Consider the following 26596-nt stretch of genomic DNA (forward strand, 5'->3'; position numbering starts at 1 on the left):
TGCGCGGGTGCGCGGGGTGCGGGACGGGGGCGCGGGACGGCCGGGGGCGGGCGGACCCCGGGGCGACCGTGGCGGTGGGGTGCCGGGGCGGTGAAAGTGTTGCGTGGTCGGGGGTGCCGGGGGCCGGGGTGGGCGGTCCTGGCAACGGCCGAAAATCACCCGCCACTAGCATGGTGCCGAATCTCACCCGTCCCACCGGACCGTGGACGGTACCGGGCAGGGGGACGGATCCAGACATGACGGGGAATCAGATGGCAGGGGATCACCCTACGCCGGGGGCAGGCGAAGCATCGGGCAGCGGCCCGCAGGAGAAGCGGGGCGTCTCGTTCGGACGTCCGGCGGGCGGGGTGGACCCGGCCGCCGTCGCCGACCAGATGACACAGCTCGACGGTTCGGCGGTCCCGGGGCAGGCCGGGCCGGTGGGCCCGCCGCCGATGAGCCCGCCGCCGCCCGCCCAGCCGCCGGCACCGCCGGCCCAGCCGCCCGCCCAGCCGCCGGTCGGCGGCGGCGACTACGCGGCGTACGCGCCGACCGCGGCCGGCTTCCCCAGCCAGGCCCCGCCGCCGCCCGGTGCGCCGGTCGGCCCGTACGACCCGGTGCCCGGGGGCGGCTACCCCGCGCCGGACGCCCAGGGCTACAACACCGGCGGGTACAACTACCAGCAGCAGCCCGGGTACTACCCGGGTGCGCCGGTGCCGGTGGCGCCCAAGCAGCGCAACCCGGTGATGCTCTGGGGCGGGATCATCGGCGGCGTGCTGGCGATCGCCATCGTGATCGGGCTGGTCGTCCTGCTCAAGCCGTCCCCGAAGCCCGCCCCGACCCCGGGCCCCGGCCCGGTGGCGAACTCCAGCGGCTCCACCGGCGTCGGCGGCGACACCGGCGGGAACAACGTCGCCCCGACCCCGGACGGCAACAACTCCAAGGCCACCTTCAACGTCGCCTGGAGCGCCGCGACCTCGGGCAACACGGACCCCGGCAACCAGCTGCTCGGCATCTGGGGCACCGACAAGTACGCCGTGCGCGTCGACGGTGACGGCATCAAGGCCTACAACCTGGTCGACGGCAAGCAGGCCTGGAACATCCCGGTGCCGTCCGGCAGCAAGGAGGTGTGCAGCGCCTCGTACACCTCCAACTCCAAGAACATCGCCGCCGTCGCCTTCAACACCGGTGACTACGACTGCTCCACCGTCGGCGCGATCGACCTCAGCCAGGGCAAGCTGCTGTGGACCGTCAAGGCCACCGCCGACCGGCTGTCCCAGCCGACCCTGAGCGTCACCGACAACGTCGTCGTGGTCGGCGGCAACGCGGTGGCCGGGCTGAACGTCTCCAACGGCCAGCCGGCCTGGCAGTACCAGCCGCGCGACAAGGACTGCACGATGCGCGCCCGCGCCGCGGGCAGCCAGATCGCGATCAGCGACCGCTGCTACATGACCAGCGGCCCGAAGTCGCAGCTGGTCATCGTGAACGCCGACTCCGGCAAGCCGGTGAGCACGCCGATCACCCTGACCGGCACCATCGAGCAGGTCGACTCGGTCATCCAGGACAAGCCGCTGGTGCTGCTGATCACCAACGGCCCGAACGGCGACTACGTCCTGCCGTTCGACAAGGACAACAAGCCGGGCACCCAGATGTCCGTCAAGGAGCCCGGTTCGGACAGCCTGCGCCTGTCCGGCCAGGACACCGCGCAGACCAAGAACGTGGTGAGCGGCTCCACCCTGTACGTCCAGGTCAACCCGACCAAGCCGGCCATCAACGCCTACGACCTGAACACCGGCAAGCGCCTGTGGTCGGCCAGCCCGGGCACGGACAGCGGCTCCGACATCCGGATCGTCACCGGCACCGACAAGGACGGCAAGGTCCGGGCCGTGGTGTCCCAGGGCTACAACAAGCCGGCCCGGCTGGTGACGCTCTCGCCGACCGACGGCTCGATGACCGACATCGGCACCCTGGCCAACCCGAACGGCAAGTACGACCTGGAGACCAGCACCTCGGTGTACTTCATCTCGGACGACGGCAACGCGGTGTACGCGTTCCGCCGCTACACCAGCACCGACGGTCCGCTGACCAAGTGGCGGAAGTGACGCGGTAGCGCGGTGCCGGAAGTGACGCGGTAGCGCGGTGCCGGCCCGACCGTGAGGTCGGGAGGCCGACAGGGGCGGGGCGGGTACGGACCGATCGGTCCGGGCCCGCCCCGCCTTCGATTACCGGGTCGGAGCACCGGTCGGGCATGCGAGGATTCGATTCATCAGCCTGACGAAGGAGTGCAGCGAGTGCCCGGCACCAACCTGACCCGCGAAGAGGCCCGCACCCGGGCCGAACTCATCCGGGTGGACGCGTACGACATCGAGCTCGACCTCGGCTCGGCCCGCGAGGGCGGCACCTACCGGTCCACGACCGTGGTCCGGTTCACCGCCACCACCCCCGGCGCCGACAGCTTCATCGACCTCGTCGCCCCGAGCGTCGAGTCGATCACCCTCAACGGCACCGAACTCGACCCCGCGAGCTTCGCCGACAGCCGCATCCCGCTCCCCGGCCTGGCGGCCGAGAACGAGCTGCGGGTGGTCGCCGAGTGCTCCTACACCAACACCGGTGAGGGCCTGCACCGGTTCGTCGACCCGGTCGACGGCGAGACCTACCTGTACACCCAGTTCGAGGTGCCGGACGCCCGGCAGGTCTTCGCGAACTTCGAACAGCCCGACCTGAAGGCCACGTTCGCGTTCACCGTGACCGCCCCCGCCGGCTGGGTCGTGGTCTCCAACTCGCCCACCCCCGAGCCGGTCGGCGAAGGCGCCACCCGGGTCTGGAAGTTCGAGCCCACCGGCCGGATCTCCAGCTACATCACCGCACTGGTGGCCGGACCGTACGTGGGGGTCTTCGACACCTACGAGAACGGCGAGCAGCGCGTGCCGCTGGCCGTCTACTGCCGCCCCTCGCTGCGCGAGTTCCTGGACGCCGAGGCGATCTTCGAGGTCACCAAGCTGGGCTTCGACTACTTCCAGGAGAAGTTCGACTACCCGTACCCGTTCGCCAAGTACGACCAGCTCTTCGTCCCGGAGTTCAACGCCGGCGCGATGGAGAACGCGGGCGCCGTCACCCTGCGCGACCAGTACGTGTTCCGCTCCAAGGTCACCGACGCCGCGTACGAGTCGCGCGCCGCGACCATCCTGCACGAGCTGGCCCACATGTGGTTCGGCGACCTCGTCACCATGGAGTGGTGGAACGACCTCTGGCTGAACGAGTCCTTCGCGACCTTCGCCGAGGCCGTCTGCCAGGCCGAGGCCCCCGGCTCCAAGTGGCCGCACTCCTGGACCACCTTCGCCAACCAGATGAAGACCTGGGCCTACCGGCAGGACCAACTGCCCTCCACCCACCCGATCATGGCGGAGATCAACGACCTGGAGGACGTCCAGGTCAACTTCGACGGCATCACCTACGCCAAGGGCGCCTCGGTGCTCAAGCAGCTGGTGGCGTACGTCGGCCAGGACGCCTTCTTCGAGGGCGTGCGGGCCTACTTCAAGCGCCACGCCTGGGGCAACACCCGGCTCAGCGACCTGCTCGGCGCCCTGGAGGAGGCCAGCGGCCGCGACCTCAAGGCCTGGTCCAAGTCCTGGCTGGAGACGGCCGGCATCAACGTGCTGCGGCCGTCGATCGTGCTGAACACGGACGGTGAGATCGAGTCCTTCGCCGTACTGCAGGACGCCCCCGCACTGCCGGCCGGCGCCAAGGGCGAGGCCGTGCTGCGCCCGCACCGGATCGCCATCGGCCTGTACGAGCTGGTGGACGGCTCGCTGGTGCGGACCGACCGGATCGAGCTGGACGTCGACGGCCCGCGCACCGAGGTGCCGGAGCTGGTCGGACGGCACCGGCCGGCCGTCGTGCTGCTCAACGACGACGACCTGACGTACACCAAGATCCGCCTGGACGAGGACTCGATGGCCGTGGTCACCGAGCACCTCGGCGGCTTCACCGACTCGCTGCCGCGCGCGCTCTGCTGGGCCTCCGCCTGGGACATGACCCGGGACGGCGAGCTCGCCGCCCGCGACTACCTGGCGCTGGCGCTGTCCGGCCTCGGCCGGGAGAGCGACATCGGCGTGGTGCAGTCCGTGCAGCGCCAGGTCAAGCTGGCCCTGGACGCCTACGCCGACCCGGACTGGAGCGAGGAGGGCCTCGGCCGCTGGGCCGCCGCCGCCGAGGAGTTCCTGCGCGCCGCCGAGCCCGGCAGCGACCACCAGCTGGCCTGGGCCCGGGCCCTCGCCTCGGTCGCCCGTACGGACGGCCAGCTGGGCCTGCTGGCCGGGCTGCTCGACGGCTCGGTGGAGCTCAAGGGCCTCGCCGTGGACACCGAGCTGCGCTGGACGCTGCTGCAGCGGCTGTCCGCCACCGGCCGGGCCGACGAGGCCGCCGTCCTCGCGGAGCTGGAGCGGGACAACACCGCGGCCGGCCAGGAGCACGCGGCCACCTGCCGCGCCGCCCGGCCGACCGCGGAGGCGAAGGCCGCGGTCTGGGCCGCCGTGGTGGAGTCGGACAACCTGACCAACTATGTGCAGGAGGCCATGATCGCCGGCTTCCAGCAGTCGGACCAGCGGGAGCTGCTGGCGCCGTACGCGGAGAAGTACTTCGCCGTGGTCAAGAGCGTCTGGGAGGACCGCAGCCACGAGATCGCGCAGCAGATCATCGTCGGGCTGTACCCGGCGCTGCAGGTCTCCGAGGCGACGCTGACGGCGACCGACGCGTGGCTGGCCTCGGCCGAGCCGGCACCGTCGCTGCGGCGCCAGGTGATCGAGTCGCGGGCCGGCATCGAGCGGGCGCTCAAGGCGCAGGCCGTCGACCGGGCGGCCGGGGCGCGCTGACGCGCCTTGCGGTGATGCCTCGCGGTTACGCCTCGCGGTGACACCTGAAGGGGCGCCGGACGGATCGTCCGGCGCCCCTTCGGCGTTGTGCGTGTCCTGGAGTGGACGCGGTTACTTCTTCTTCTTGCCGTACGGCAGACCGGCGAGGGCCGCGATGATCGCGAACGCCACCAGCGGGATCAGCACGTACAGGCCGATGGTCTGGCCGACGCTCAGGCCAGGACCCGGGTCGTCGCCGTCATCCCTGGTGAGGGCCATGGCGGGCGACGACAGCAGCATCATCAGCGTGACCGTTGCGGAGACCGCGCCGGCTCGCAAAGCGTTCCTCTTGTCCACGTTTCCAACTTACCCGCCACTTATGGGACGGCGCGCGTCGGGGTGGGGGTGCGGGTTCCGCTTCGGTCAGTCGGCCACGTCGAGGAGCCGGGCGAGCAGGCGGGCGGCGGGGGTGACGGCGAGGCGGTCCAGGGTGACCGGGGTGCCCGCGCCGTCGGCGACCGGCAGGCGCCAGTTCGGGTACTGGTCCCAGGTGCCGGGCAGGTTCTGCGGGCGCGGGTCGCCGACCAGGTCCGGCAGCCAGACGCCGACCAGCTCGGCCGGGGTGCGGTGGAGGAAGCGGTAGAGGGCGGGCATGGAGAGGGGCTCGCCGGGGGCGAGCAGGCCGAGGGTCTCCAGCTCGGCCCGCCAGGCGGCCAGCTCGGCGGCGGCCTCCTGCTGCTCCTCCGGGAGCGGGCGGGCCAGCAGGCCGAGGCGGTGGCGCAGCTCGACGTGCTCGCCGGAGAGCCGGGCGGCGGTGCTCGGCAGGTCATGGGTGGTGAGGGTGGCCAGGCAGCCCGGGCGCCAGCGGTCGGGGGGCAGGATGCCGCCCTCCGCCTGCCAGTCCCGTTCGAACCAGAGGACGGAGGTGCCGAGGATGCCGCGGGCCGCGAGCTCCTCGCGCACCCCCGGCTCGACCGTGCCCAGGTCCTCGCCGATCACCGCGGTGCCCGCCCGGTGCGCCTCCAGCGCGAGGACGCCGAGCATCGCCTCGGCGTCGTAGCGGACGTACGCGCCCTCGGTGGGCGGGTGGCCGTTCGGGACCCACCAGAGGCGGAAGAGGCCCATCACATGGTCGATCCGGATCGCGCCGGCGTGCCGGGCGGCGGCCCGCAGGAGCTCCGCGTACGGAGCGTAACCGGCCTTCGCCAGGGCGTCCGGGCGCCAGGGCGGCAGGCCCCAGTCCTGGCCGTGGGCGTTGAAGGCGTCCGGCGGGGCACCGGTCGAGATGCCGCCGGCCAGCACGTCCTGGAGCGCCCAGGCGTCCGCGCCGTCCGGGTGGACGCCGACGGCCAGGTCGTGGATCAGGCCGACCGGCATGCCGGAGTCGCGGGCGGCGCGCTGGGCGGCGGCGAGCTGCTGGTCGACCTGCCAGGCGAGCCAGCGGTGGAACTCGACGCCCTCCTGGAGTTCTTTCTCCGCCTGGTCGATGTGTGGGCCGTTCGGGTGACGCAGGCCCTTCGGCCAGTGGTGCCAGTCGGCGCCGTGGGCTTCGGCGATCGCGTTCCAGAGGGCGTGCCGACGCAGCCACTCCCCCTCGCGGCGCTGGTACGCCTCGTACGCGGCCTGCCGGCCGGGGGTGCGCGGGACCTCGTGGAGGAGGTGGAGGGCCTCGCGCTTGAGGGCCCAGACGGCGTCGCGGTCGACCAGGCCGTCGTGGGTGAGCACCTCCTCGCGGAGGCGGGCTGCGCGGTGGGTGAGGTCGTCGGTCTGCCGGCGCTGCTCGGCCGTGAGGTAGCCGTACTCGGGGACCGCCTCGATCCGCAGGTGCACCGGGTCGGCGAAGCGGCGGGAGGACGGGCGGTAGGGGGACGGGTCGGAGGGGGTGCCGGGGAGCGCCTGGTGCAGCGGGTTGATCTGCACGAAGCCGGCGCCGAGTTCGGCACCCGCCCACTGGGCCAGGTCGGCGAGGTCACCGAGGTCGCCCATGCCCCAGGAGCGGGCGGACAGGACGGAGTACAGCTGGGCGAGGAAACCCCAGCTGCGGCCGGGGAGTTGGGGGAGCCGGTCCGGGGCGACGATGAGCGGGGCGTGCTGTTCGCGGGGGCCGCACTCCGCCGTGAGGGTGTGCCGGCCGAGCGGGAGGTCGGCGGGCAGCCAGTGCGAGTGGCCGCGGGGCAGCTCCCAACTGCCGCCGTCCTCCAGCTCGATGTGCAGCCGGGCGTCGGCCGGCACGTCCAGTGCGGTGCGGCGGCCCTGCCGGACCACGATGCAGGGCGGCAGCAACCGCGCCTGCTGCTCGACCCGGTGACGCTCCAGCGCCTCCCGCACCTCCTCCGGCGTACCCGCCGCCACCCCCAGCGCCGCCAGCACGGCCACCAGCGTCCGCGCCCCCACCGTCTGCCCACCCGCCCCCGGATACCGGGTGTCCACCCCGTACGCCTGTGCCAGCGCCAGCAGTTCGGCGGGCGGCGGCGGCGCGTCCTGCGCGGGGACCTTCAGCCCGTCGGCTCCGTCACTGTCGTGGTAAGCGGCCACTCGCGGCTCCTGCGATGTCTCGGCAACGCCCGGGTAGGACCCCCAAGTCCTACCCGGGTGACGCCTCGATCACGCTGCGCGACACGGGGTGGTGGTCGACACCGAAGGATCAACCACTTGATCGAAATCCACAACCCGCGTCAGATCCCAGAACCGAGGAATCAATCACCAGAGTTGACCGATATCACGGCGCTCGCCCCCATTCTCGCTTCTGCCAAAAATTCATGGAGAACCTCGACGGAACTCCCGTCCCCATCAAGCAGAAGCGTGAACCCCGGAGCGGAATCGCCGGATATCTGTACGAGGGAAACAAGCCGGCCGGAATCGAGGGAGAATACGGCAACCGATACCTCCGCGTGCTCCTCGAAGACGGACTCAATCACACCTCCCATCGCCTCGACATCCGTCCGGTCAATGTCCAGCAGAGCACAGACGGTCACCTTGCGCGGTGCCCATCTATCAAATCGCAGAGGTACCATCACTACCTCACGGTCCGAGAAATGATGACAGGAATGATGGCCCTATCTCCATGGTTTGCCGAAGTGACGCCAGCCATATGAGCCGGCCACCATGCTTGATTTCCAAGAGTAGCCCTTTCCTTATACGGGCGGACCGTCGTGTAGAACTCAAAGCTTCCCGGCCCAGCCGTGTCCGGAAGCGGCCCCCTGTGAGCCTGAACAATTCCCTCTTCCGGCCAGAAAATACTTGATGGATTTCCCCACAACTCGCCAGAAGACTCAACCAGATTTAGGGTTTCAACAGTCTGTGTACTGCTTCCGTTCGAAAGTCGATGAAACGGCCCATGCAGCAGCTTCTCTTGAGATTCCTGCGCAGCCTCGTCACCAACATGGGCTACCTCATCGCCCGTTTCCCCACAGTTGTGAACGAGGACCGGCGCAGCCCCCGCCAGCACATAGTACGTGTGGAGCAGGCTGACGGTGAGGTTGTGGGTGGTGACGGCGTAGGGGTAGTTGCGGACGGACTGGATGGTGAGGGTGGTGCCGTCGGGTCGGCGGAGCTGTTCGCCCGGGGTGAGGTCGCCGGCGTCGACCCACTGCTTGCGGGTCTCGCTCCAGTAGGGGTGGTGGTGGGTGGAGGTGATCTTCGGCTGGTCGGCGGCCGGGGGTCCGCGGGGGTTGGCGTCGTCGGTGAGGGTGAGGTCGGTGAAGTCCTTGTCGTCGGGGGTGGTGATGGTGGCGGTGACGGGCTCGGGGTGGGTCTCACCGGTCTGGGGGTCGGTCGCCATGACGACGTCGCCCTCGTGGATGTCCTCGATCGACTTGAGTGTGCCGTCGCCCATCAGCACCTTGGTGCCGGTCGGGAAGCTGTTCGGGCGCCACGGGCAACTGGCTGCCGCCGAGTCGTCGGCTTCCTTTGCTGCCGCCTTGCTCTCTGTTCCCGCCGCGTCGGTTGCTGTTTCCTTTGCTGCTTTTTCTTCGGCTGCCTTGGCTGCTGCTCTTTCGGCCGCGCGGGCCTCGGATGCGGCTGTCCTCGCCGTGACGAGGGCCGCCTCGGCCTCCTTCGCCGCGCGTTCACCGCTCCTGATGGCGTCGAAGACCCGGGTGATCTCCTTGTAGATCTTGAGCGCCTGGATGCCCACCTTGATGGCCTTGAGGATCTTGCCCCAGGGCACCACGTTGAGGGCGGTGTTGATGCAGGCCATCACGTCGCCCTTGGTGAAGCAGTCACGGGCGTCGTTGAAGCCGATCAGGTCGCCGACGATGTCGACCACCTTGTGCACGAGCTCGTCGCGCTTGCGCTTGGTCTCGTTGAGGTTCTTCTGCGCCTCGAAGGCCGCGTGTACTGCGGTCTGCTCCTCCGCCGTGGACGGCGGCTGCACGGTCGCCGGGGTGATGTAGGAGTAGCCGTGGCCGTTGTCCCGCTCAGCCTCTAGCCCCTTGCACTCGGCCGGGGTGTCGCAGGTGGGCCGCAGGCCGTTGGCGTCCGACTTGTTGATCGGGCTGTTGTTGGCGTAAGCGTAGGCGTTCCACTGCTGGGGATCGCCGGGGTCCGTGATCGGGTCGGGGCTGATGAAGCGGCCCGTGCCGGGGTCGTACTCGCGGGCGCCGAGCAGGGTGAAGCCGGTGGACTTCTCCTTGGTGCCGCCGACGAAGCCCTTGTCGCCGGCCCAGACGCCCGCCGCGGGCGGGGTGCCGCGGTCGTTGCCGAAGGGGTCGGTGGGGCGGCGGACGTGGGCGAGGGTTCCTGCGTCGAACTGGACGCCGTTGGTGCCGTGCGGGTCCGCGCTCTGGTAAGCGAGCGTGGACGAACCGCTGCTGGTGGTGCGGGTGATGGAGAGGCCGTCGGAGGCCGCGTAGCTGCGGACGTCGGTGACCACGCCGCTGTTGGTGTCCAGGGTGATCTGGTCCGCGCCGAGGTTGAGCGTGGTCTTGCCGAGGTCACGGCGGATCAGCTGGTTGCCCGACACGTCGTACAGGTAGCTGGTGGCGCCGTTCTCGCCGGTGCCGGTGATCTGGTCGAGCTTGCCCTGGGCGTTCCAGGTCAGCGTCCTGGTCCCCGGGGTGTCGGTGATCGCGGTGGTGTTGCCGGCCGCGTCGTAGGTGTACGAGGTCACCGCGGTGCCGGCCGGACCGGTCCGGGTGGACTTCATCAGCGCGTGCGGGCCGCCCGTACCACCGCCCGTCTTCGGGTCGCTGGACGGGGTGTTGGGGCCGGTGCCGAAGGTCTGGGTGGTGGTGACGTCCTTGTCGGCGTTGCCGGTGACGTCCTTCTGGACCAGCTTGGTGCGGTTGCCGATGAGGTCGTACTCGTACTGCTGCCAGTACGGGGCCGGACCGCCGACGCTCGGCGCGCCGCCGATGGACGGGCCGTCGGTGTTGGTGCAGGCCCCGATGCCGGGCACGCTCGGCTGCGGCTTGGTGGTCTGGGTCCCGGTGTCGGTCCAGGCCTGGGTGAGGCGGCCGAGGTAGTCGTGGGTGAAGCACTGCAGGTCGGCGACTTCGCCGTCCTGGGCGTTGCGGGCCGAGGTGACCTGGCCCAGCGGGTTGTAGGTGAAGTCGACCGAGTCGACGTGGGCGGTGGTGGCGGTCTGCTTGTCGAGGATCGAGCGCATGACCCGACCGGTGGCGTCGTCGATCACCATCGTGGCGACGACCTGAGTGCCGGCGCCGCCGACGGTGGTGCGGTACGGCCGACCGTAGGGGTCGTAGCGGACGTCGGCCATGTACGTGGTCGACGGGTCGAAGCCGAAGGCGCTGCTCAGTCCGACCAGTTGTCCACCGGTGTCGATGGTGAAATTGAGCGTCTCGCGGCCGAGGTTCGCCGCCGGGACGCCGGGCATCACCGTGCTCGCGAGGCGGCCGGCCGCGTCGTAGGTGTTGTCGCTCTGGTAGACCCCGGCGAGCTTGCCCTCGGTGGCCGGGATGGTGGTCTTGCTGCCCTTCTCGCGGTAGCCGACGTCGTAGCCCGTGATCTCGGACCGGTAGGCGGATCCGCTTGCCCCGCCGACGTACCGGGTGGAGGAGGTCGGCTTCCCCAGGGCCAGGCTGTCGTACGTCCAGCCGGCGACCTGCTTTGCCGGGTCGACCGCCGTTCCCTCGTAGGCCGCGACCGTGCGGCCGAGCAGGTCGGTGACGGCGGTCGCGCTCTTGCCGCGCGAGTCCGTGGCGGTGGTCAGATTCTTGCTGTCGTCGTACGAGGTGGTCCCGGTGCCCGAGTCGGGGTCGGTGGTCTTCACCGGCCGACCGAGCAGGTCGTACTCATAGGACCAGGTGTTGCCCGCCGCGTCCTTGCGCCAGAGCTCCTTGCCCTCCGGCGAGTAGCCGTACGTGGTCTCGTCGTACGCGCCGGTGGGGGTGTTGGACTTGTACTGGCGCAGTGCGACGGTGTTGCCGCGGGCGTCCTTGACGGTGGCCGAGGCGTAGCCGCCGACCGGCGGGGTGACCCGGACCTCGTCGGCGCCGACGAAGTCGGTGTGGGTGCGCCACTGCTCGATGCCGTACGACTGGAAGATCGAGTCGACGGTGCGGCCCATGCCGTCGAACTTCTGGACGGTCTGAGCAGGGATCTTGCCGTCCGGCTGTACCCCGCCATTGGGGAGGAAGAGTTGGCCGCCGGGCTGGGCCTGGTCGTTGTAGTAGGCGGCGCTGGTCTTGGTCTGCCAGCCGTGCGAGTCGAACAGCGCGTCGGTGATCATGCGGCCGGTGGCACCCGAGGGGGTGCTGGCCTGGGTCTGGCGGACGCGGCCGAGGCCGTCGTAGATGGTGAAGCTGGAGGTGTAGGTCTTCAGGTCCCCCATCAGCGCCTGGCTGAGCACCTGCGAAGGCGCGTTGGCGCCGTTGACCGCGTAGGAGAACTTGCGGTTGGGACGGTCCGGGTTCTTGGCCCGGTCGTTGCCCGGGCTCCAGGCGGCCACGGCGCGGCCGAGGGAGTCGAAGTCCTGCTCGCTGATCCGGCCGTTCTCGTCCTTGATCTTGAGCGGCGAGCCGCGGCCGACGTCCAGGGTGCTGACCGTCTGCCAGCCCATCGGGTTGGTGTGGGTGACCTGTGTCGGCAGCTGGCCGGTGGCCGGGGAGTAGGCGGTCCTGGTCTCGGCGCCGGTCTGGTGGGTGGCGTCGGTGCGGCTCGGGTCGACCGTACTGGTGACGCGGCCGTAGGCGTCGAAGGTGGCCCGACCGGTCGTCCGGTAGACCGGCCGCCCGTTGCCGTCGTAGCGCTCCAGGACCTCGGTCGAGGACTGCTCCGACATGGCACCGGCCTTGCCGAGCGGCAGGCCGTCGAAGTACGCCCGGGTGTCGGCGACCGTGTTGTCCTTGGTCGGAGTCTGCCCGCAGGCGCCCCGCAGGACCAGAGTGTGCGAGGCCAGCTGGGTCGGCGCGCCTCCGGGGCCGGTGGCGTACTCGAAGGAGGTGCAGAGCAGTTGTTCGGGGTGGGCGAGGTCGCCGTTGTCGTAGACCGTCAGCGGACGGGCGAAGGGCGTCGAGTCGTAGGTGGTGGAGCGCTCGCGGGTGCGCCAGCCGTTGGCCAGCTTCTCCCGGTTGGTCACCTTGAGGGAGTTGACCGCCCGGGCGGTGATCGCGGGCATCCCGCCGGACTGGGCACGGGTGGCGGTGATCGGCCCGATCCACGGGTCGGAGACCGTGGTGGCGAGGAGTTCGCCGTTCTCACCGTTGTACTCGGCGGAGTCGCGGATGTAGCCGGCCAGGACGTTCTCGTCCTTGATGCTGCCGCCGTTGACGTCCTTGACGCTCACCTGGCGGGTGGACCCGTTGGCGAGGACGTCGCCGTCCATGCCGCGCAGGAAGGTGGCCACCGACTTGGTGCGTGGTGCCTCGACGTCGCTGCCACTACCGGTGAGGGTGGTGACCGTCGCGTAGCCGCGGAACTGGTCCCAGGTGCGGGCCTTGGGGTTGGGCATCTCGGAGTCGTTGCGGTGCCAGGCGGCGCCGCCGCCGTAGACGTAGGTGGTGACGACCACGGGGTTGCCGCCCGCGACCTTGTCCTCCTGGGTCACGGACTGCACGAGGATCTTGTTGAACCAGTCGTTGACCGGGTCCGGGTCGCTCTGTCCGGGCAGGTACCACTTGACCGGCATGCAGGCCTTCGTGTTGCCGTCCTCGGACGCCGGCATCGTGCCACCGGGCTCCCGGGAGCACTCCGCCGGAGCGTAGACCACGTTGATCAGGCCACCGGTCTCGGTGGTGATCGTCTGGATGCGCGGGCGGTTGTACGGCTCGATCGAGGCCGAGGTGCCGTCCGGGCGGACGATCCTGCCCTTGACCCGGTTGGCGATCTGCAGGGGCTGGAAGGAGACCGCCGGCAGGGTGATCGGCGTACGCCCGTTGCTGCCGGTGCGCTGGACGGAGTCGAGCCACAGCGCCGGGGAGGTGCCGTCACCCGGGTCCTGGAAGGACTGGTTGAGGGCGAAGGAGTCGACCGGGCGGTAGGAGTTGCCGGTCCAGACCTCGGTGTCGATCTTGGTGAGCCGCTTGGTGGTCCAGAAGGTGGGCGAGGAGACCGTGCAGTCGCCGGTCGCGTCGCAGCTCTGGTCGATCGGGGTGTCCGGCCAGCGCTTGGCGTTGTCCTTGGTGCGCTGGGACGGGTCGCAGGTGAAGGTGCTGTCCGGCAGGCAGCGTTCGGCGGTTCGGAACCAGACCTGGGCGGCCGGGTTGGCCTTGCCCTTGGCCGCGATCTGGTCGGGCAGGCGCTGACCGTAGCCGACCCAGGTCGGGTAACTGGCGCGCTGGTACTGGGTCCGGGGGCCGTTGCCGTTGTTCTGGCCGCCGCCCTGGACGTAGTAGTTCTGCTCCTGCTCGTACCGGTAGGTGATCAGGTTCTGGTGCGGGTCGACGACGTAGTCCAGCGACCACTGCCAGCCCATCTGGTTCCAGGTCTTGGTGGCCGGGGAGCCGTCCTTGAGGCACGGGTCCTGACCGCCGGGCCAGTAGATCGGCACCGTGGAGACCGAGTTGCTGGCCTGGTCGGTGCCGTCGCCGCCGGGCAGGTGGTTGGCACCGAAGTAGTACTGGGTGCCGTCGCTGGTGGTGATCCGCCAGGCCTCGCCGTTCCAGGCGCCGTTGCTCTGACCGGTCAGCCGCTCGACCTTGGTGCCGTCCTCACCCTGGAGGTGCCACTCGCAGGACTTGTCGTCCTTGACCAGCTGGCCCGCGTGGCCCGCGAGCGAGAGCTGGAGCAGGTCGCCACCCCAGCACTGGTCGCCGGAGCCTTCGACCCCCGCGTCCTTGCAGCTCTTGTAGCCGCGGACGATGGACCCCGGGCGCCACTCCCAGCCGTCGCCGATCCAGGACGGCTGGGCGTTGGTGGAGGCGGTCTTGCCGTCCACCGCGGAGGAGTCGTAGCCGAGCGAGACGGCCGGCGCCGAACCGGCCAGCGCGGAGGGCAGCTCGACGGTGTAGCCGTAGGTGAAGTTGCCCGCATTGGCACCGGCCTGCCAGGAGGCGGACGGGGTGATCGGCGAGGCGGTGAAGTCACCGCCGCTGCCCTTGGCATCCGCCTCGACGGCGAGTGCGACGCTCGTGGAGGAGCCGGCTGCCGGGCTGTCGAACGCCCCGGCGGAGAAGGACTTGGCGGCGGAGGGCTTGGCGGCGGCCGGCTGCGGAACGTCGACCTCGACCGTCAGCCGGCCGGTGGCCCCGTCACGCTGGGACCGGACCGGGGTGCGGGTCGCGCAGCCGGCGGCGCCCGGGGTGGTCAGCGCGCACCCGGGCAACTGGACGATCCGGGCACGGGAACCCCAGTCGGCGCCCGCGTTCTTCGCCCAGGCCTGGATGTCGATCCCGATCTGCACCCGGTCGGCCCGACCGCCCTCGCCGGTGTCGGTGAGGGCGAGCAGAGCGCCGTTGACACCCGCCGCCTTGGTCCGGCCCTGATCGGCCAGGTCGACCTGGAGGGTGGGCGCGGTGGCGGGGGCGTCGTTCGCCGGAGCCGACGATGCGGACTTGGCGGCGGTCCCGGCACCCGCGACGGGCGCGATCCAGACCGGCAGCGAGCCCGCCTGGACCGGCGGGGAGGGCAGGGCGGTCGGCGACGCATCGGCGGCCGCCGGTGCCATGGCGGCCTTCCCGGCGACCGCACCGCCGAGCACGGCGGTCGCTCTCCCCGATGGTGGAACGGAGTCGGCTGGTGGCGACCACTTCTTGCCCGGGTCGGGCGTGTGCCCCGCGGGCTTGCCGTTCGTGCCCTTCACCGGATGGACGTCGGGCACCGGCGTGTTCGGTGGCACCCAGACCTCGGGCGGAGCGGCGGCCTTTGCGACCGCTTGAACCGACGGGAGCGTGACCACCGACATGCACACAGCCAGAGCGGCGGCCGTGGCCAACCGGGAACTGCGTGTTCGGGTGAACAGACGAAAGCGACGGGACACCTGACTCCCCCACAGATTGCCAAGCCTTTAAGCGGACCGACCCCAACGGCCCAAGCCCCCGGCACATTAGGCGCACACGACCGACTCAAGGTAGGGAAAGCTTAAAATCTCATCGCGTGACGAGGGTCACACGGAGAGCAATGTGGAATCAGTCCGACAACTCGGACGACCTGTCGACAAAATGCTTTGACGGTGGAGCAACCGTGAAGGCAGCGTGCGGCTGACCTCTGCTCACACCTTCCTCTACGACGGGTTCTTCATGTCGAGGCCACAACCTCTCTCTTCTGCAATTCGCCGACGGACAGTGAGAAAACGGATATTCGGCGCCACCCTGCTTCCACTCGCCTGCACCGCCGCACTTTCCCTCGGCGCAGGCCTGTTGGCCGTGCCGACCGTCGCGGCCGCGGCCCCGGCCGACCGCAACCACGGCCCCGCCGACCCCTCCTGGCCGGTGACACCGACCCAGCCCGCCAAGAACGGGTCCGACCCCCGGGCCGCCCAGGTCTCCGCGATCCGTGCCGCCCAGGCGACGGCGAGGAGCACCGGAAAGCCCGTCGTCGTCGATGCGTTGACCACGGGCAGCAGCCGGACCACCGCCAACCCGGACGGCACCGTGGCCACCGACTCCACCCCGGTCGTGGAGCGGGTCAAGAACGCCGAGGGCAGCTGGCGACCGGTGGACGCGACGCTCCGGGCCAACCCGGACGGGACGCTCGCTCCAGCCGCCGTCCCTTCCTCGCTGACCTTCTCCGGCGGTGGCAGCGGCCCACTGGCGACCATGACGACGGCGGACGGCAAAAAGCTGTCCGTCAAGGCCCCGTTCGACCTGCCCAAGCCCGAACTCGACGGCAGCAGCGCGCTCTACCGGTCCGTCCTGCCCGATGTCGACCTGGAGTTGAGCGCGACCCCGGCCGGCGGCTGGCGGCAGGTCCTGATCGTCCGCAGCGCGAAGGCAGCGGCGGACCCGAAGGTCACGAAGCTCCACCTCGACACCGTGGCCGACGGATTGACCGTCAAGGCGAGCGCCAGCGGGAGCCTGACGGCCGAGGACGCCGCCGGCAAGGCCCGCTTCACCGCACCCGTGCCGGTCATGTGGGACTCCACCACCACGGCTGACGCCGCAGCTGCCCAGCCCAAGGCCCAGAGCAAGCTCGCGGCCGCTCAATCGGCGGAGGACGCACCGGTCCCGACGGAGTCCAGCAGCAAGGCGCCGGGCCCCAACGCGAGGACCGCGCCGATCGCCGCCACCGTCAGCGGCGGCGGCATCGACCTGGTGCCGGACGCTTCGGTGCTCGGGCAGGGCACCGGCCCCTGGTACATCGACCCGGGCTGGAACCCCAGCGTCGACAACGGCAACCAGGCCTGGGCCCAGGTGCAGTCGGCCTACCCCGACAACCCCGAGTACAACGGCACCCAGTACGGCCAGGACAAGCCGGCCGCGGGTTACTGCGGCTACATCGACAGCAACCACCGCTGCGAGAAGGAGGGCAAGGAGCGGGCCTACTTCCAGGTCGGTCTGAACTCGGCCTTCTGGGACTCGACGGTGTTGGGCGCCAAGCTCTACGCCACCGTCGCGGCCTCGTCCAGCCCGTCGACCTCCACACCGATGGGCCTCTACTCGACCGGCTCGGGCACCAGCAACCCGATCAACCAGTGGACCACCTGGAACGCCCAGCCCTGCAAGGAACTCGGGAAATGCGCCAAGGTCCTGACCAACTGGATCAAGGGCGAGGGCGGCGTCGAGTACGACGTCACCGGTCAGATGGGCCAGGCCGCGCGCGAGCACTGGGGCGGCTGGACATTCCTGTTCACGCCCGACGACGAGGGCAACAAGTACTTCCGTCAGCGGTTCGCCAACAACCCGCACATCGTCGTCACCTACGACTTCGCGCCCCACATCGGCAGCCCCGGCGCCAGCCCCATGCCGGGCTTCGCCCGTGACGCGGCCTTCGACCGGTGCCAGACCCCCGGCACCGCGCACCCCTGGGACAACCCGGGCTGGATCGGCGTCAACACCGACGTGACCCTGAGCGCCGACACCTGGTCACCGACCGGCGAGCAGCTCTGGACCACCTTCAAGATCTGGGACGACGACGACAACGGCTCGTCGAAGACCTACGAGACCGACTGGGCCGCCAGTTCGGGCCGTCGGAACGTGAGCGTCGGCTCGCTGATCGACGGCCACCAGTACGGCTGGCTCGCCCACACCGGCGACGGCACGCTCGACAGCGACAACTCCCAGATGTGCTTCCTGCGTATCGACCGCACCCCGCCGACCGCCCGGATCACCTCGACCGACTTCCCGGAGTCCGGCACCCTGGGCGGGCACCCCAAGTCGGTCGGCCAGGAGGGTGTCTTCACCCTGACCGGCACCGACCCGGCCCCTGCCACCGGCGGCCGTTCATCCGGCCTGGCCTGCGCCCGCTGGACCACGGACCCGATCCAGGCCGCGGCCACCGGGTGGAACTGCAACGACGGCGGCAACGTCGTCAAGATGGACGGCGACGGCAGCTTCCAGCTGAAGTACACCCCCTGGCACTGGGGGACCAACTTCCTGTACCTGCAGACCCAGGACAACGCCGGCAACATGTCGCAGCCGGTCGCCTACACCTACTTCGTGCCGAGCAACCCGGCCGCCGGCGACCCGGTCATGGGTGACGTCGACGGCGACCGCAAGGCCGACGTCCTGCTGCCGGACGGCACCGGCTCGCTGCGGCTGGTCGGCGCCAACGCCGACCCGTACGCGGCCCCGAACACCAAGCCGGCCTCGGCGCCGGGGGCTGCCGACAACCAGGACTGGAGCACCGTCCAGACCACCCACCGGGGCTCGTTCACCGAGCGGAACGTCGACGACCTGATCGCTCACGCGCCCGGCGCCGCCGAGCTGTACCTCTACTCCAACGACGACATCGCCGCCCACCTCGACGGTCAGGCGCCCGTCTCCCTCGCCAAGTCCAGCCGCTGCGCGCTCCCTGACGGGAGTCCGGTCACGTGCTCGGACTACGGCAACGGCGGGGACTGGGCCTCGGTGACCCAGATCGCGGCCTTCGGCTCCCCTACGGGAGACACTCCGAAGAATCCGGGCACGGTCACGGCCGGCCTGCCGCGTTCGTCCCTGCTCTACGTCGAGAAGAGCCGGCTCTGGCTCGCGCTGTCGTCGAGCGTCGGCAAGCTCGACGGTCCGAACATCCTGCTCTCCCAGAGCCAGGCCTGGGACTCCTACGACCTGATCACCCCCGGCCCGGCCAAGGGCACCAACATCCCGACCGTCTGGGGCCGTTCGAAGTGGGACGGCACCATCCACGCCTACCAGTTGGCGAAGGGCGGCACCCAGGGCACCTTCGACGCCTCCGCGTTCACCGAGCCCACCAAGGGCTGGCTGGCCAACGGCGTGGACGCCAAGCTGTACCCGAAGGTCGGCTCCAACGGCGACGTCACCGGTGACGGCGTCCCGGACCTCTGGGCCGTCGACACCAACAATCAACTGGTGGCCTGGGCCGGTATCGGCACCAAGGCACCCGACGTCAACAGCGGCCCGACGGTGACCGGCCTGGAGACGAAGCCGGTCGTGCTCGGCAACCTCAACCGCCCGATCGGCAACTGGCTGGCCGCGCCCGACGGCGGCAACACCGTCAAGGACGGCCAGAAGAGGACCGACGGCACCGCCTCGGGCGTGAGCTGGGTCGGCGACACCGTGGACGGTCGGGCCACCACTGTGGGCGCCTTCAGCCCCGACGCCGGATCGAACATCACGATGTCCCGCCCGGTGGTCGACACGCGGAAGAGCTTCACGGTCTCCACCTGGGCCAAAGCCGGCCCGAAGGGCGGCATCATCGCCAGCCAGGACACCGTGCACGGCAGCAACTTCATCCTGTACGCCGACGGCAGGACCGGCCTCTGGACCCTCGCCCTCTCCTACGCCGACGACGACAACTGGTCATACGACTACACGTCCACCGTGAACGCCGGCGCCAGCTTCCGGCCCGGCGTGTGGACCAGGCTGTCCGCGTCCTACAACGCGGACACCGGGGCGATGTCGCTGTACGTGGACGGTGTCCTCGCCGCGACCGGTGTCCACCGGGCGAGCACCAGCCCGCCGTCCGCCGGACCGTTCGAGCTGGGCCGGTACAAGTACCAGTCCAAGCAGAGCGAGAGCTTCGACGGGAGCATCGGCAGCACCGCCGTCTACCCGTTCGCCGTGGCGCCCAGCGCGCCGTCGGCGACCAGCGTCATCCGCTCGCACGTCGACACCAACAAGTGCCTGGACCTCAACGGCGCCGTGGCCGGCAACGGCACCGCGATCCAGCTCTACGACTGCAACGGGAGCACCGCCCAGCAGATCTCGCTGGGCAACGACGGGACCGTCCGGGTCCTGAACGGGTGCATGGCGCCGGTGAACTCCGGTACCGACAACGGCACGCAGTTGGAGTACCGAACCTGTGACGGCACCGCCGCGCAGAAGTGGATCCCGCTGGCGAACGACGCGCTGTACCACCCGGCTTCGGGACGCTGCCTGGACCTGCCGGGCTGGCAGACCAACAACGGCAACCGGTTGCAGCTGTGGGACTGCCACTTCCGGGGGTCCCAGCAGTGGACCGTCCCGAACCTGCGGACGGCCGCGCCGCCCGCTCCGCCGCGCTCCTGACGTCCGCGTCCTGAGCACGTGCCAGGGCCCGTCCCACCACCCGGCGGGGCGGGCCCTTCGTGCGCTCCGACGCACGGTCGGAACAGGGGACGAACCAGGCAAAACCGGCATCGCTGTCCGTCACGTTGACACCGGTTCAGGGAGCTGGTGGGGTTGCGACCGTTGTGGTCCAGGCCTGGCGAGGAGGCCCCTGTGCAAGCCCGTGTGTCCGTTGCGGCCGGGCGGCGGCTGCGACAGCAGTTGGAGCAGAGTCCGGCACTGCGCGAGGTGTTGTACCACCCGGCGGCGCTGGCGGCGCGACGGGCCACCGCCCGGACCTGCCGTCAGCTGGTGCCGCGGGCGGCGGACCGGCTGATCGCCGATCTCAAGGGGACGGAGCCGCTGTTGGCGTCGGTGCGGGCGGAGCGGGGACCCGGGCGGCCGGGGCGGCGGGCGGTGCGGATCGCGGCCGGGGTGGTGACCGCGGCGGTGGTCGGCGGGCTGCTGGCCGGGCCGCTGCCGTCGACGGCGTACGCGGCGGTGCCCGGGTCGGACGTGGTGAGCAGCGCTCCGCAGACGCCGTTGGGCAGCGTGACGAACCCCCAGGTGTTCCCGCACCCGCAGGAGCAGACCGTCGCCGGGCGGGCGGTCACCGTGCCCGCCACCGTGACGCTGGTGACCGCGCCCAAGGCGGACCGGGGCGCGGTGGACGCCGTCCGCGACGTGCTGACGATCGCCGGGGCCACCGCGGTGACCTCGCAGCCGGACGGCGGGACACCGGCCGCCGGCTCGCTGGTGGTGTACGTCGGCGGACCCGCCGAGGGCGCCGAGGGCGAGACGGACCGGACACTGCGCCAGTTGACCGCCGCGGCCGGCGGCAAGGACGGCTCCGCGCCGTCGACCGCGGGCATGCCGCCCGGCGGCTACGTGCTGTCCGTCGGCCAACTGCCCGCCCAGGGCGGCGGGACGTACGGCGCGGTGGTGCTGGCGGGCGCGGACGCGGCCGGCACCTTCTACGCCGCGCAGAGCCTGCGCCAGCTGCTCGCCGCGGTACCGGCCGATCAGGGTCAGGGGCCGGGCGCGGCCGGGCTCGGGCTGCCCGGGATCACCCTGCGGGACTGGCCCAGCGGGGCGCCGGTGCGCGGCACCGCGGAGGCGTTCTACGGCACCCCGTGGACCGCCCAGCAGCGGCTCGACCAGGTGGACTTCCTGGGCCGCTCCAAGCAGAACTTCTACCTCTACGCCCCGGGTGACGACCCGTTCCGGCTCAGCCGCTGGCGCGACGCCTACCCCGTCCCCCAGCAGTCCGAGCTGCGCGAGCTCGGCGACCGGGCCCGGCAGAACCACGTCACCCTCGGCTACGCGATCGACCCCGGGCAGTCGCTCTGCTTCAGCTCCGGCAAGGACGTCGACGCGCTGGTCGCCAAGCTGGACGGGCTGCGCAAGCTCGGCTTCACCGCGTTCCAGCTGCAGTTCCTGGACGTCAGCTACGACGAGTGGCACTGCGGCGACGACCGGGACGAGTACGGCACCGGCCCGGCCGCGGCCGCCAAGGCGCAGGCCGAGCTGGCCAAGAAGGTGCAGGACCGGCTGATCGCGAAGAACCCGGGCCTGGCGCCGCTGTCGGTCGTCCCGACCGAGTACCACAAGCAGGGCACGACGCCGTACCGCAAGGCGCTGGCCGACGCGCTGCCGGCCGGGGTGCAGGTGGCCTGGAGCGGCGGCGGGGTGATCCCGGAGAAGATCACCGGCGCCGAGACCTCGGACACCGGCAGCCTGTACGGGCACCCGCTGGTCACCATGGACAACTACCCGGTCAACGACGCCAGCCCGGACCGGCTGTTCCTCGGCGCCTACACCGGCCGCGAGCCCGAGGTGGCGACCCGCTCGGCGGTGCTGCTGACCGGCGCCATGCAGCAGCCGGTGGCCTCCCGGATAGCGCTCGCCACCGCCGGCGACTTCGCCTGGAACCCGACCGGCTACAAGCCCGACGACTCCTGGCACGCCGCGGTGCGCTCGCTGGCCGGGCCGACCGGCTCCGCCGCCACCCCCGCCGGGTCGGCGCTGTCCGCCGTCACCGCGCTGGCCGGCAACAGCACCTCCTCGCCGCTGGCCAAGCAGGAGTCCGGCTACCTCCAGCCGCTGCTGGACCAGTTCTGGGCCAACGCCGAACCGACCTCCGGCGCGGCGCCGGACCTGACCAAACTGATCGCGGCCGCCGCCCCGCTGCGGGACGCCTTCACCGCGATGGCGGGCGCCCAGCAGACCCTGGCCGGCACCGACGCCACCGCCCAGCTGGCCGCCGAGGCCGGCCCCTGGCTCGGCCCGCTGCGCGACTACGGGCTGGCCGGGCAGGCCGCGCTGGACATGCTGCTCGCCCAGCACGGCGGCGACGGCGCGGCGGCCTGGAAGGCCCGGGTGCAGCTCAACCGGCTGCGCGCCCAGCTCGCCCAGGCCCCGGCGACCATCGGCGCGGGCGTGCTCGGCCCGTTCCTGGACCGGGCCGTGCGGGCCGCCGACAACTGGTCCGGGGTGGTCAGCGGCGGGGTCACCCCCACCACCTCGATGGGCACCGCCCACGACCACCTGCCCGCGCTGATGACCGACGGCCAGGCCGACACCTTCTACTGGAGCTCCACTCCCCCGCAGCCCGGCGACTCGGTCGGCGTGGACCTCGGCGCCGGCCGGCCGATCAGCGGCGTCACCGTGCTGATGGGCGGCTGGGGCGACGGGCCGGACGCCCGGACCGCCGTCGACGACTACATCCGGGACGGCGTGCTGGAGTACAGCACCGGCGAGGGCGGCTGGAAGCAGCTCGCCGTGGTGAAGAACCAGAAGACGGTCGGCGCCCAGCTGCCGCCCGGCACCGTGGTGCGGGCGGTGCGGCTGCGGGCCACCGCGGCGCAGAAGACCGCCGTCGCGGTGCGCGAGTTCACCGTCACCGCCCCGGACGAGTCCCCGGCCAGCGTCTCCGGCGGGCCCGCCGCACTGCCGGGTTCCTCGCCCGCCGCCGTCCTGGACGGCAACCCGGACACCGCGTACCGGGCCGCCAAGCCGCCCACCGCGCAGGACGCGCCGCTCGTGGTCGAGCTCGGCGCCGCCCGCCCGCTGGACCGGCTGACCGTGCTCACCGACCCCAACGTGCACGCCACCGCCACCGTCGCGGTGCGCCGCTCCGACGGCGGCTGGACCGACATCGGCACCGTGCAGCCCGGCTACAACGAGCTGCCGGCCGGCGGACAGCCCGCCGACGCGTTCCGGCTGACCTGGAAGCCCGGCGGCGACCCGCCGGTCGTCAACCAGGTGATCCCCTGGTACGCGGACGCCCCGGCGGCCCGGATGAACCTCGCCGACCCGGCCCTGGACGTGGTCACCGGCGCCGCCGCGCCCACGAAGACCCAGGCCACCGTGGAGGCCGGCCGCCCGGAGGGGACCACCGGCGACCTGCGGGTCGACGTGCCGCCCGCCGCCAAGGGACTGACCGTGACCCCGGCCGGCCCGGTGACGGTGCCCCGCGGCGGCCGGGTCGGTGTGCCGCTGCTGGTCGCCGCGGCGGCGGGGACGCCGTCCGGGACGTACCAGGTGCCGGTGTCGTACGTGGCCGGCGGCACCACCGTCAAGCAGGTGCTGCAGGTGCACGTGGTACCGCCCACCGGCGGGCCGGACCTGGCGCTCGGCGCGCAGGCGTCGTCCTCGGGCGACGAGACGCCGAACTTCCCGGCCGCGGCGATCGCCGACGGCGACCCGAAGACCCGCTGGTCCTCGCCGGCCAAGGACGACGCCTGGGTGCAGCTGCAGCTGCCGCAGGCCACCCACCTGGGCGCGGCGGTGCTGCACTGGCAGTCCGCGTACGCCTCGTCGTACCGGATCCAGGTCTCGGCGGACGGCAGCACCTGGACGGACGCCGCGACGGTGGACAACGGCAAGGGCGGGGACGAGACGGTGCGCTTCGACGCGCCGAACGCCCGGTACCTGCGGATGCAGGGCGTGGCGCGGGCCACCAAGTTCGGCTACTCGCTGTACGGCATCGAGCTGTACGCCGTCACCACGCCGGCCGTCCCGGGCACCCCGCCCGCCCCGGGCACTCCGGGCGCCCCGCCGCAGCAGCCCGCCAACCCGGCCGGCCAGCCGGGGGCGCCGGCGACTCCGCCGACCACCAAGCCGTAGGGGCCCCAAAAGCCGGTGAGCCGTAACCCGGAGGCGAACCGGCTCCAGAAAGGCGGTGAGCCGAAGGGGCGCGCCGGTGCCGAAAGGGAGAAGCGAGGGAGCGACGAAGGAGCGAGGGAGCGCCGACCGTCGGCGCCGGATCAAGAGCGCCCCGGAGGCGAACCGGCTCTCAACAACGCGGCGGGCCGCCGGGCTCCCCTTCGTGGGGGGCGCGGCGGCCCATGAGGCGCGTACCGACGTGTGACGGGCGGGCCCTGTGGTGCTGTGGTCAGGCGGAGAGCGGTTCGGGCTGCTCGCCGCGGCGGACGGGGGCGGCGTGGGCGACGTGCGCCCGGCCGATCGGGACCGAATGGGTCGGCTCGGTATGGTCGTGGTGCTCGTACTCGCCCCACTGTGGGGCGCGCAACTGGTCACCACCGCCGTACGGCTCCAGGTAGGGCCGCCAGCGCGGGTCCTTGATCCCGGTGCCGATGATCCGCCAGGCGAGGCCGCTGGGCGGGGCGGGCGGGCGCTTCATCCGCCAGCCGAGTTCGGTCAGGTGGCGGTCGGCCTTGGTGTGGTTGCAGCGGCGGCAGGCCGCCACCACGTTGTCCCACCGGTGCTGGCCGCCCCGGCTGCGCGGGATGACGTGGTCGACGCTGGTGGCGGCGGCCCCGCAGTAGACGCAGCGGCCGTGGTCGCGGGCGAACAGCGCCCGGCGGGTGAGCGGGACGGGCCCGCAGAACGGGACCCGCACGAAGCGGGTCAGTCGGACGACGGACGGCGCCGGAAGGGCGCTGGTGGCGCTGTGCAGAGTGACTCCCGTGTCCTCCAGGCTGACCGCCTTGTGGTTGAGGACCAGGATGAGTGCGCGGCGCATCGATACGACGCCGAGTGGCTCGTAGGACGCGTTGAGGACCAGGACATGCGGCACGGATGCCTCCTTGGACGCCTGCGGCGCGTGGCTCGCGCCGGGACGAGCGGTTGGATCGCGCAACGAGTGCGTGATCTCCCCCAGTGTCGCCTTACGCCTTCGTACGGCGCCACCACTCCTGTGTAACGGACCTGACGCGAACTTCGGGTGTGGTCTCGGTCATACCCGGTATGCCCTGGGGAGGGTCCGGTTGCACGCGGGCCCCGGCCCGGCCGGGGCGGTGGTCCGGGCGGGATCGGGGCTCGGCCGGTCGGCGCAGCGCCGTGGGCCGTGCGGCGCAGGGGCTGCGGCCGTTCGGGGGAGGTGGGGCCGGTGGTGCGGGGGTGGCGCCCCGGGGGAGCGCACCGGGGCGTTGACGGGGCGTCCGGGGTGTCCCGCACGCCGGTCGGCGGGTCCGGGCCGGTGTTCGGCGCCGGATAGGCTAGCGCGCACGGTCCGCGGGCCGCTTGCGCGGCACGGACCGGTCACGTCCCCAGCAAGGAAGGTCCCGCTCGTGTTCCGCTCCGGCGCCACCGGTCCGACCGACGCGTCCTCGACGCTCACCCACCCGACGCCGGCCCCCTCCCCCACCGCGCCGGACCTGCCACAGCTGCGCATCCCCACCAGCGCGCAGGAGGTCACCGACACCACCAAGCAGGCGGCCAGCTGGTTCGACACCCACTGGCAGAACTGGCTGACGCACGGCCTGCAGATCATCCTGATCATCCTGCTGGCGCTGGTGCTGCGGACCGTGGTGAACAAGCTGATCACCCAGCTGATAACCCGGATGGCCCGCAGTCACGACCACCGGGAGGAGAGCCGGCTGGGCGGCCTGCTGGCCAACCACGGGGTGGTGAACCCGGAGCGGCGCCAGCAGCGCTCGGAGGCGATCGGCTCGGTGCTGCGCAGCATGGCCTCCTTCACCATCCTGGGCACGGCGGCCCTGATGGTGCTCTCCGCGCTCGGGATGAACCTGGCACCGCTGCTGGCGAGCGCCGGTGTGGCCGGTGTGGCGATCGGTTTCGGCGCCCGCAACCTGGTGACGGACTTCCTCTCCGGGGTCTTCATGATCATGGAGGACCAGTACGGCGTCGGCGACGACATCGACACCGGGGTGGCCAGCGGCACGGTGCTGGAGGTCGGCCTGCGGGTCACCAAGCTGCGCGGGGCCAACGGCGAGATCTGGTACATCCGCAACGGCGAGGTGAAGCGGATCGCCAACATGAGCCAGGGCTGGGCGACCGCCTCGGTGGACGTGCAGGTCGGGTACAAGGAGGACCTCCAGCGGGTCGAGGACCTGATCCAGGAGACCGCCGAGGGGCTCTCCAAGGAGGCGCCGTACGACGAGCTGGTCTGGGCGCCGGTGTCGATCCTGGGCGTGGAGTCGGTGGCGGCGGACTCGGTGATGGTGCGGATCGAGGCCCGGACGGCCCCGGGCAAGGCGCCGACGGTCTCCCGGGCCCTGCGCCAGCGGCTCAAGACGGCCTTCGACCTGGCCGGGATCAAGGTCAAGGAGGAGGCCGCGGCGGTGGCCACCGGGGTGTCGATCACCTCGGTCGACCCCTCGCCGCCGTCCGCGCTGTCGGACCCGACCTCGCCGCGCTACCGAGCGGCGGAGCCGATCCCGGTGCCGAAGCCGCCGATGGACGACCCGGCGCTGCAGAAGCCGTAACGGTTCTTCGGCGTCCCGGCGCTGCAGAAGCCCC

Annotated in this window: 10 protein-coding genes; 5 read left to right on the forward strand and 5 right to left on the reverse strand. The window is 71.6% G+C overall.

Annotated elements, in window-relative coordinates; translation table 11 throughout:
* The first annotated feature begins 374 nt into the window (after positions 1 to 374).
* Complete coding sequence (locus ABTZ03_RS06535) at positions 375 to 2081, forward strand: outer membrane protein assembly factor BamB family protein (protein ID WP_350511724.1); 1707 nt, start codon at positions 375 to 377, stop codon at positions 2079 to 2081.
* 189 nt (positions 2082 to 2270) lie between these two features.
* Entirely contained in the window at positions 2271 to 4850 is a 2580-nt protein-coding gene (gene pepN, locus ABTZ03_RS06540; RefSeq protein WP_350511725.1) for an aminopeptidase N, read from the forward strand.
* 111 nt (positions 4851 to 4961) lie between these two features.
* Here pepN and ABTZ03_RS06545 read toward each other — a convergent pair whose 3' ends face one another.
* From ABTZ03_RS06545 to ABTZ03_RS06560, 4 genes are all read right to left on the reverse strand, one after another.
* Positions 4962 to 5186, reverse strand: coding sequence for a hypothetical protein (locus ABTZ03_RS06545; protein ID WP_350511726.1), 225 nt, complete (start codon positions 5184 to 5186; stop codon positions 4962 to 4964).
* A 66-nt stretch (positions 5187 to 5252) separates the two neighbouring features.
* Complete coding sequence (malQ, locus tag ABTZ03_RS06550; protein ID WP_502894395.1) at positions 5253 to 7364, reverse strand: 4-alpha-glucanotransferase; 2112 nt, start codon at positions 7362 to 7364, stop codon at positions 5253 to 5255.
* A 161-nt stretch (positions 7365 to 7525) separates the two neighbouring features.
* The gene (locus ABTZ03_RS06555; RefSeq protein WP_350511727.1) at positions 7526 to 7846 is read right to left on the reverse strand and encodes a hypothetical protein; all 321 of its coding nucleotides are present in this window, start codon (positions 7844 to 7846) and stop codon (positions 7526 to 7528) included.
* Positions 7846 to 14928 (reverse strand): RHS repeat-associated core domain-containing protein, encoded by a 7083-nt coding sequence (locus ABTZ03_RS06560; protein WP_350511728.1) that lies wholly within the window; start codon positions 14926 to 14928, stop codon positions 7846 to 7848. Before ABTZ03_RS06560 ends, ABTZ03_RS06555 begins: the two co-directional genes overlap by 1 nt.
* A gap of 583 nt (positions 14929 to 15511) precedes the next feature.
* Between ABTZ03_RS06560 and ABTZ03_RS06565 the strand changes: the two genes are divergently transcribed.
* Together ABTZ03_RS06565 and ABTZ03_RS06570 are read left to right on the forward strand one after the other, a co-directional pair.
* Complete coding sequence (locus tag ABTZ03_RS06565; protein ID WP_350511729.1) at positions 15512 to 19852, forward strand: ricin-type beta-trefoil lectin domain protein; 4341 nt, start codon at positions 15512 to 15514, stop codon at positions 19850 to 19852.
* Positions 19853 to 20044: 192 nt separating this feature from the next.
* On the forward strand, positions 20045 to 23998 hold the full coding sequence (locus ABTZ03_RS06570) for a beta-N-acetylglucosaminidase domain-containing protein (protein WP_350511730.1): 3954 nt from the start codon (positions 20045 to 20047) through the stop codon (positions 23996 to 23998).
* 268 nt (positions 23999 to 24266) lie between these two features.
* On the opposite strand, the gene ABTZ03_RS06575 is transcribed toward ABTZ03_RS06570, so the two are convergent.
* On the reverse strand, positions 24267 to 24911 hold the full coding sequence (locus ABTZ03_RS06575; RefSeq protein WP_350511731.1) for an HNH endonuclease: 645 nt from the start codon (positions 24909 to 24911) through the stop codon (positions 24267 to 24269).
* Positions 24912 to 25404: 493 nt separating this feature from the next.
* Between ABTZ03_RS06575 and ABTZ03_RS06580 the strand changes: the two genes are divergently transcribed.
* On the forward strand, positions 25405 to 26562 hold the full coding sequence (locus tag ABTZ03_RS06580) for a mechanosensitive ion channel family protein (RefSeq protein WP_350511732.1): 1158 nt from the start codon (positions 25405 to 25407) through the stop codon (positions 26560 to 26562).
* Positions 26563 to 26596: the final 34 nt, after the last annotated feature.

Source organism: Kitasatospora sp. NPDC096077 (genome assembly GCF_040303245.1).
Classification (GTDB): domain Bacteria; phylum Actinomycetota; class Actinomycetes; order Streptomycetales; family Streptomycetaceae; genus Kitasatospora.

What these genes read in the sequence shown, in the direction of transcription:
- ABTZ03_RS06535 (WP_350511724.1), top strand. Translation starts at nt 375, where the DNA reads ATGACACAGCTCGACGGTTCGGCGGTCCCGGGGCAGGCCGGGCCGGTG.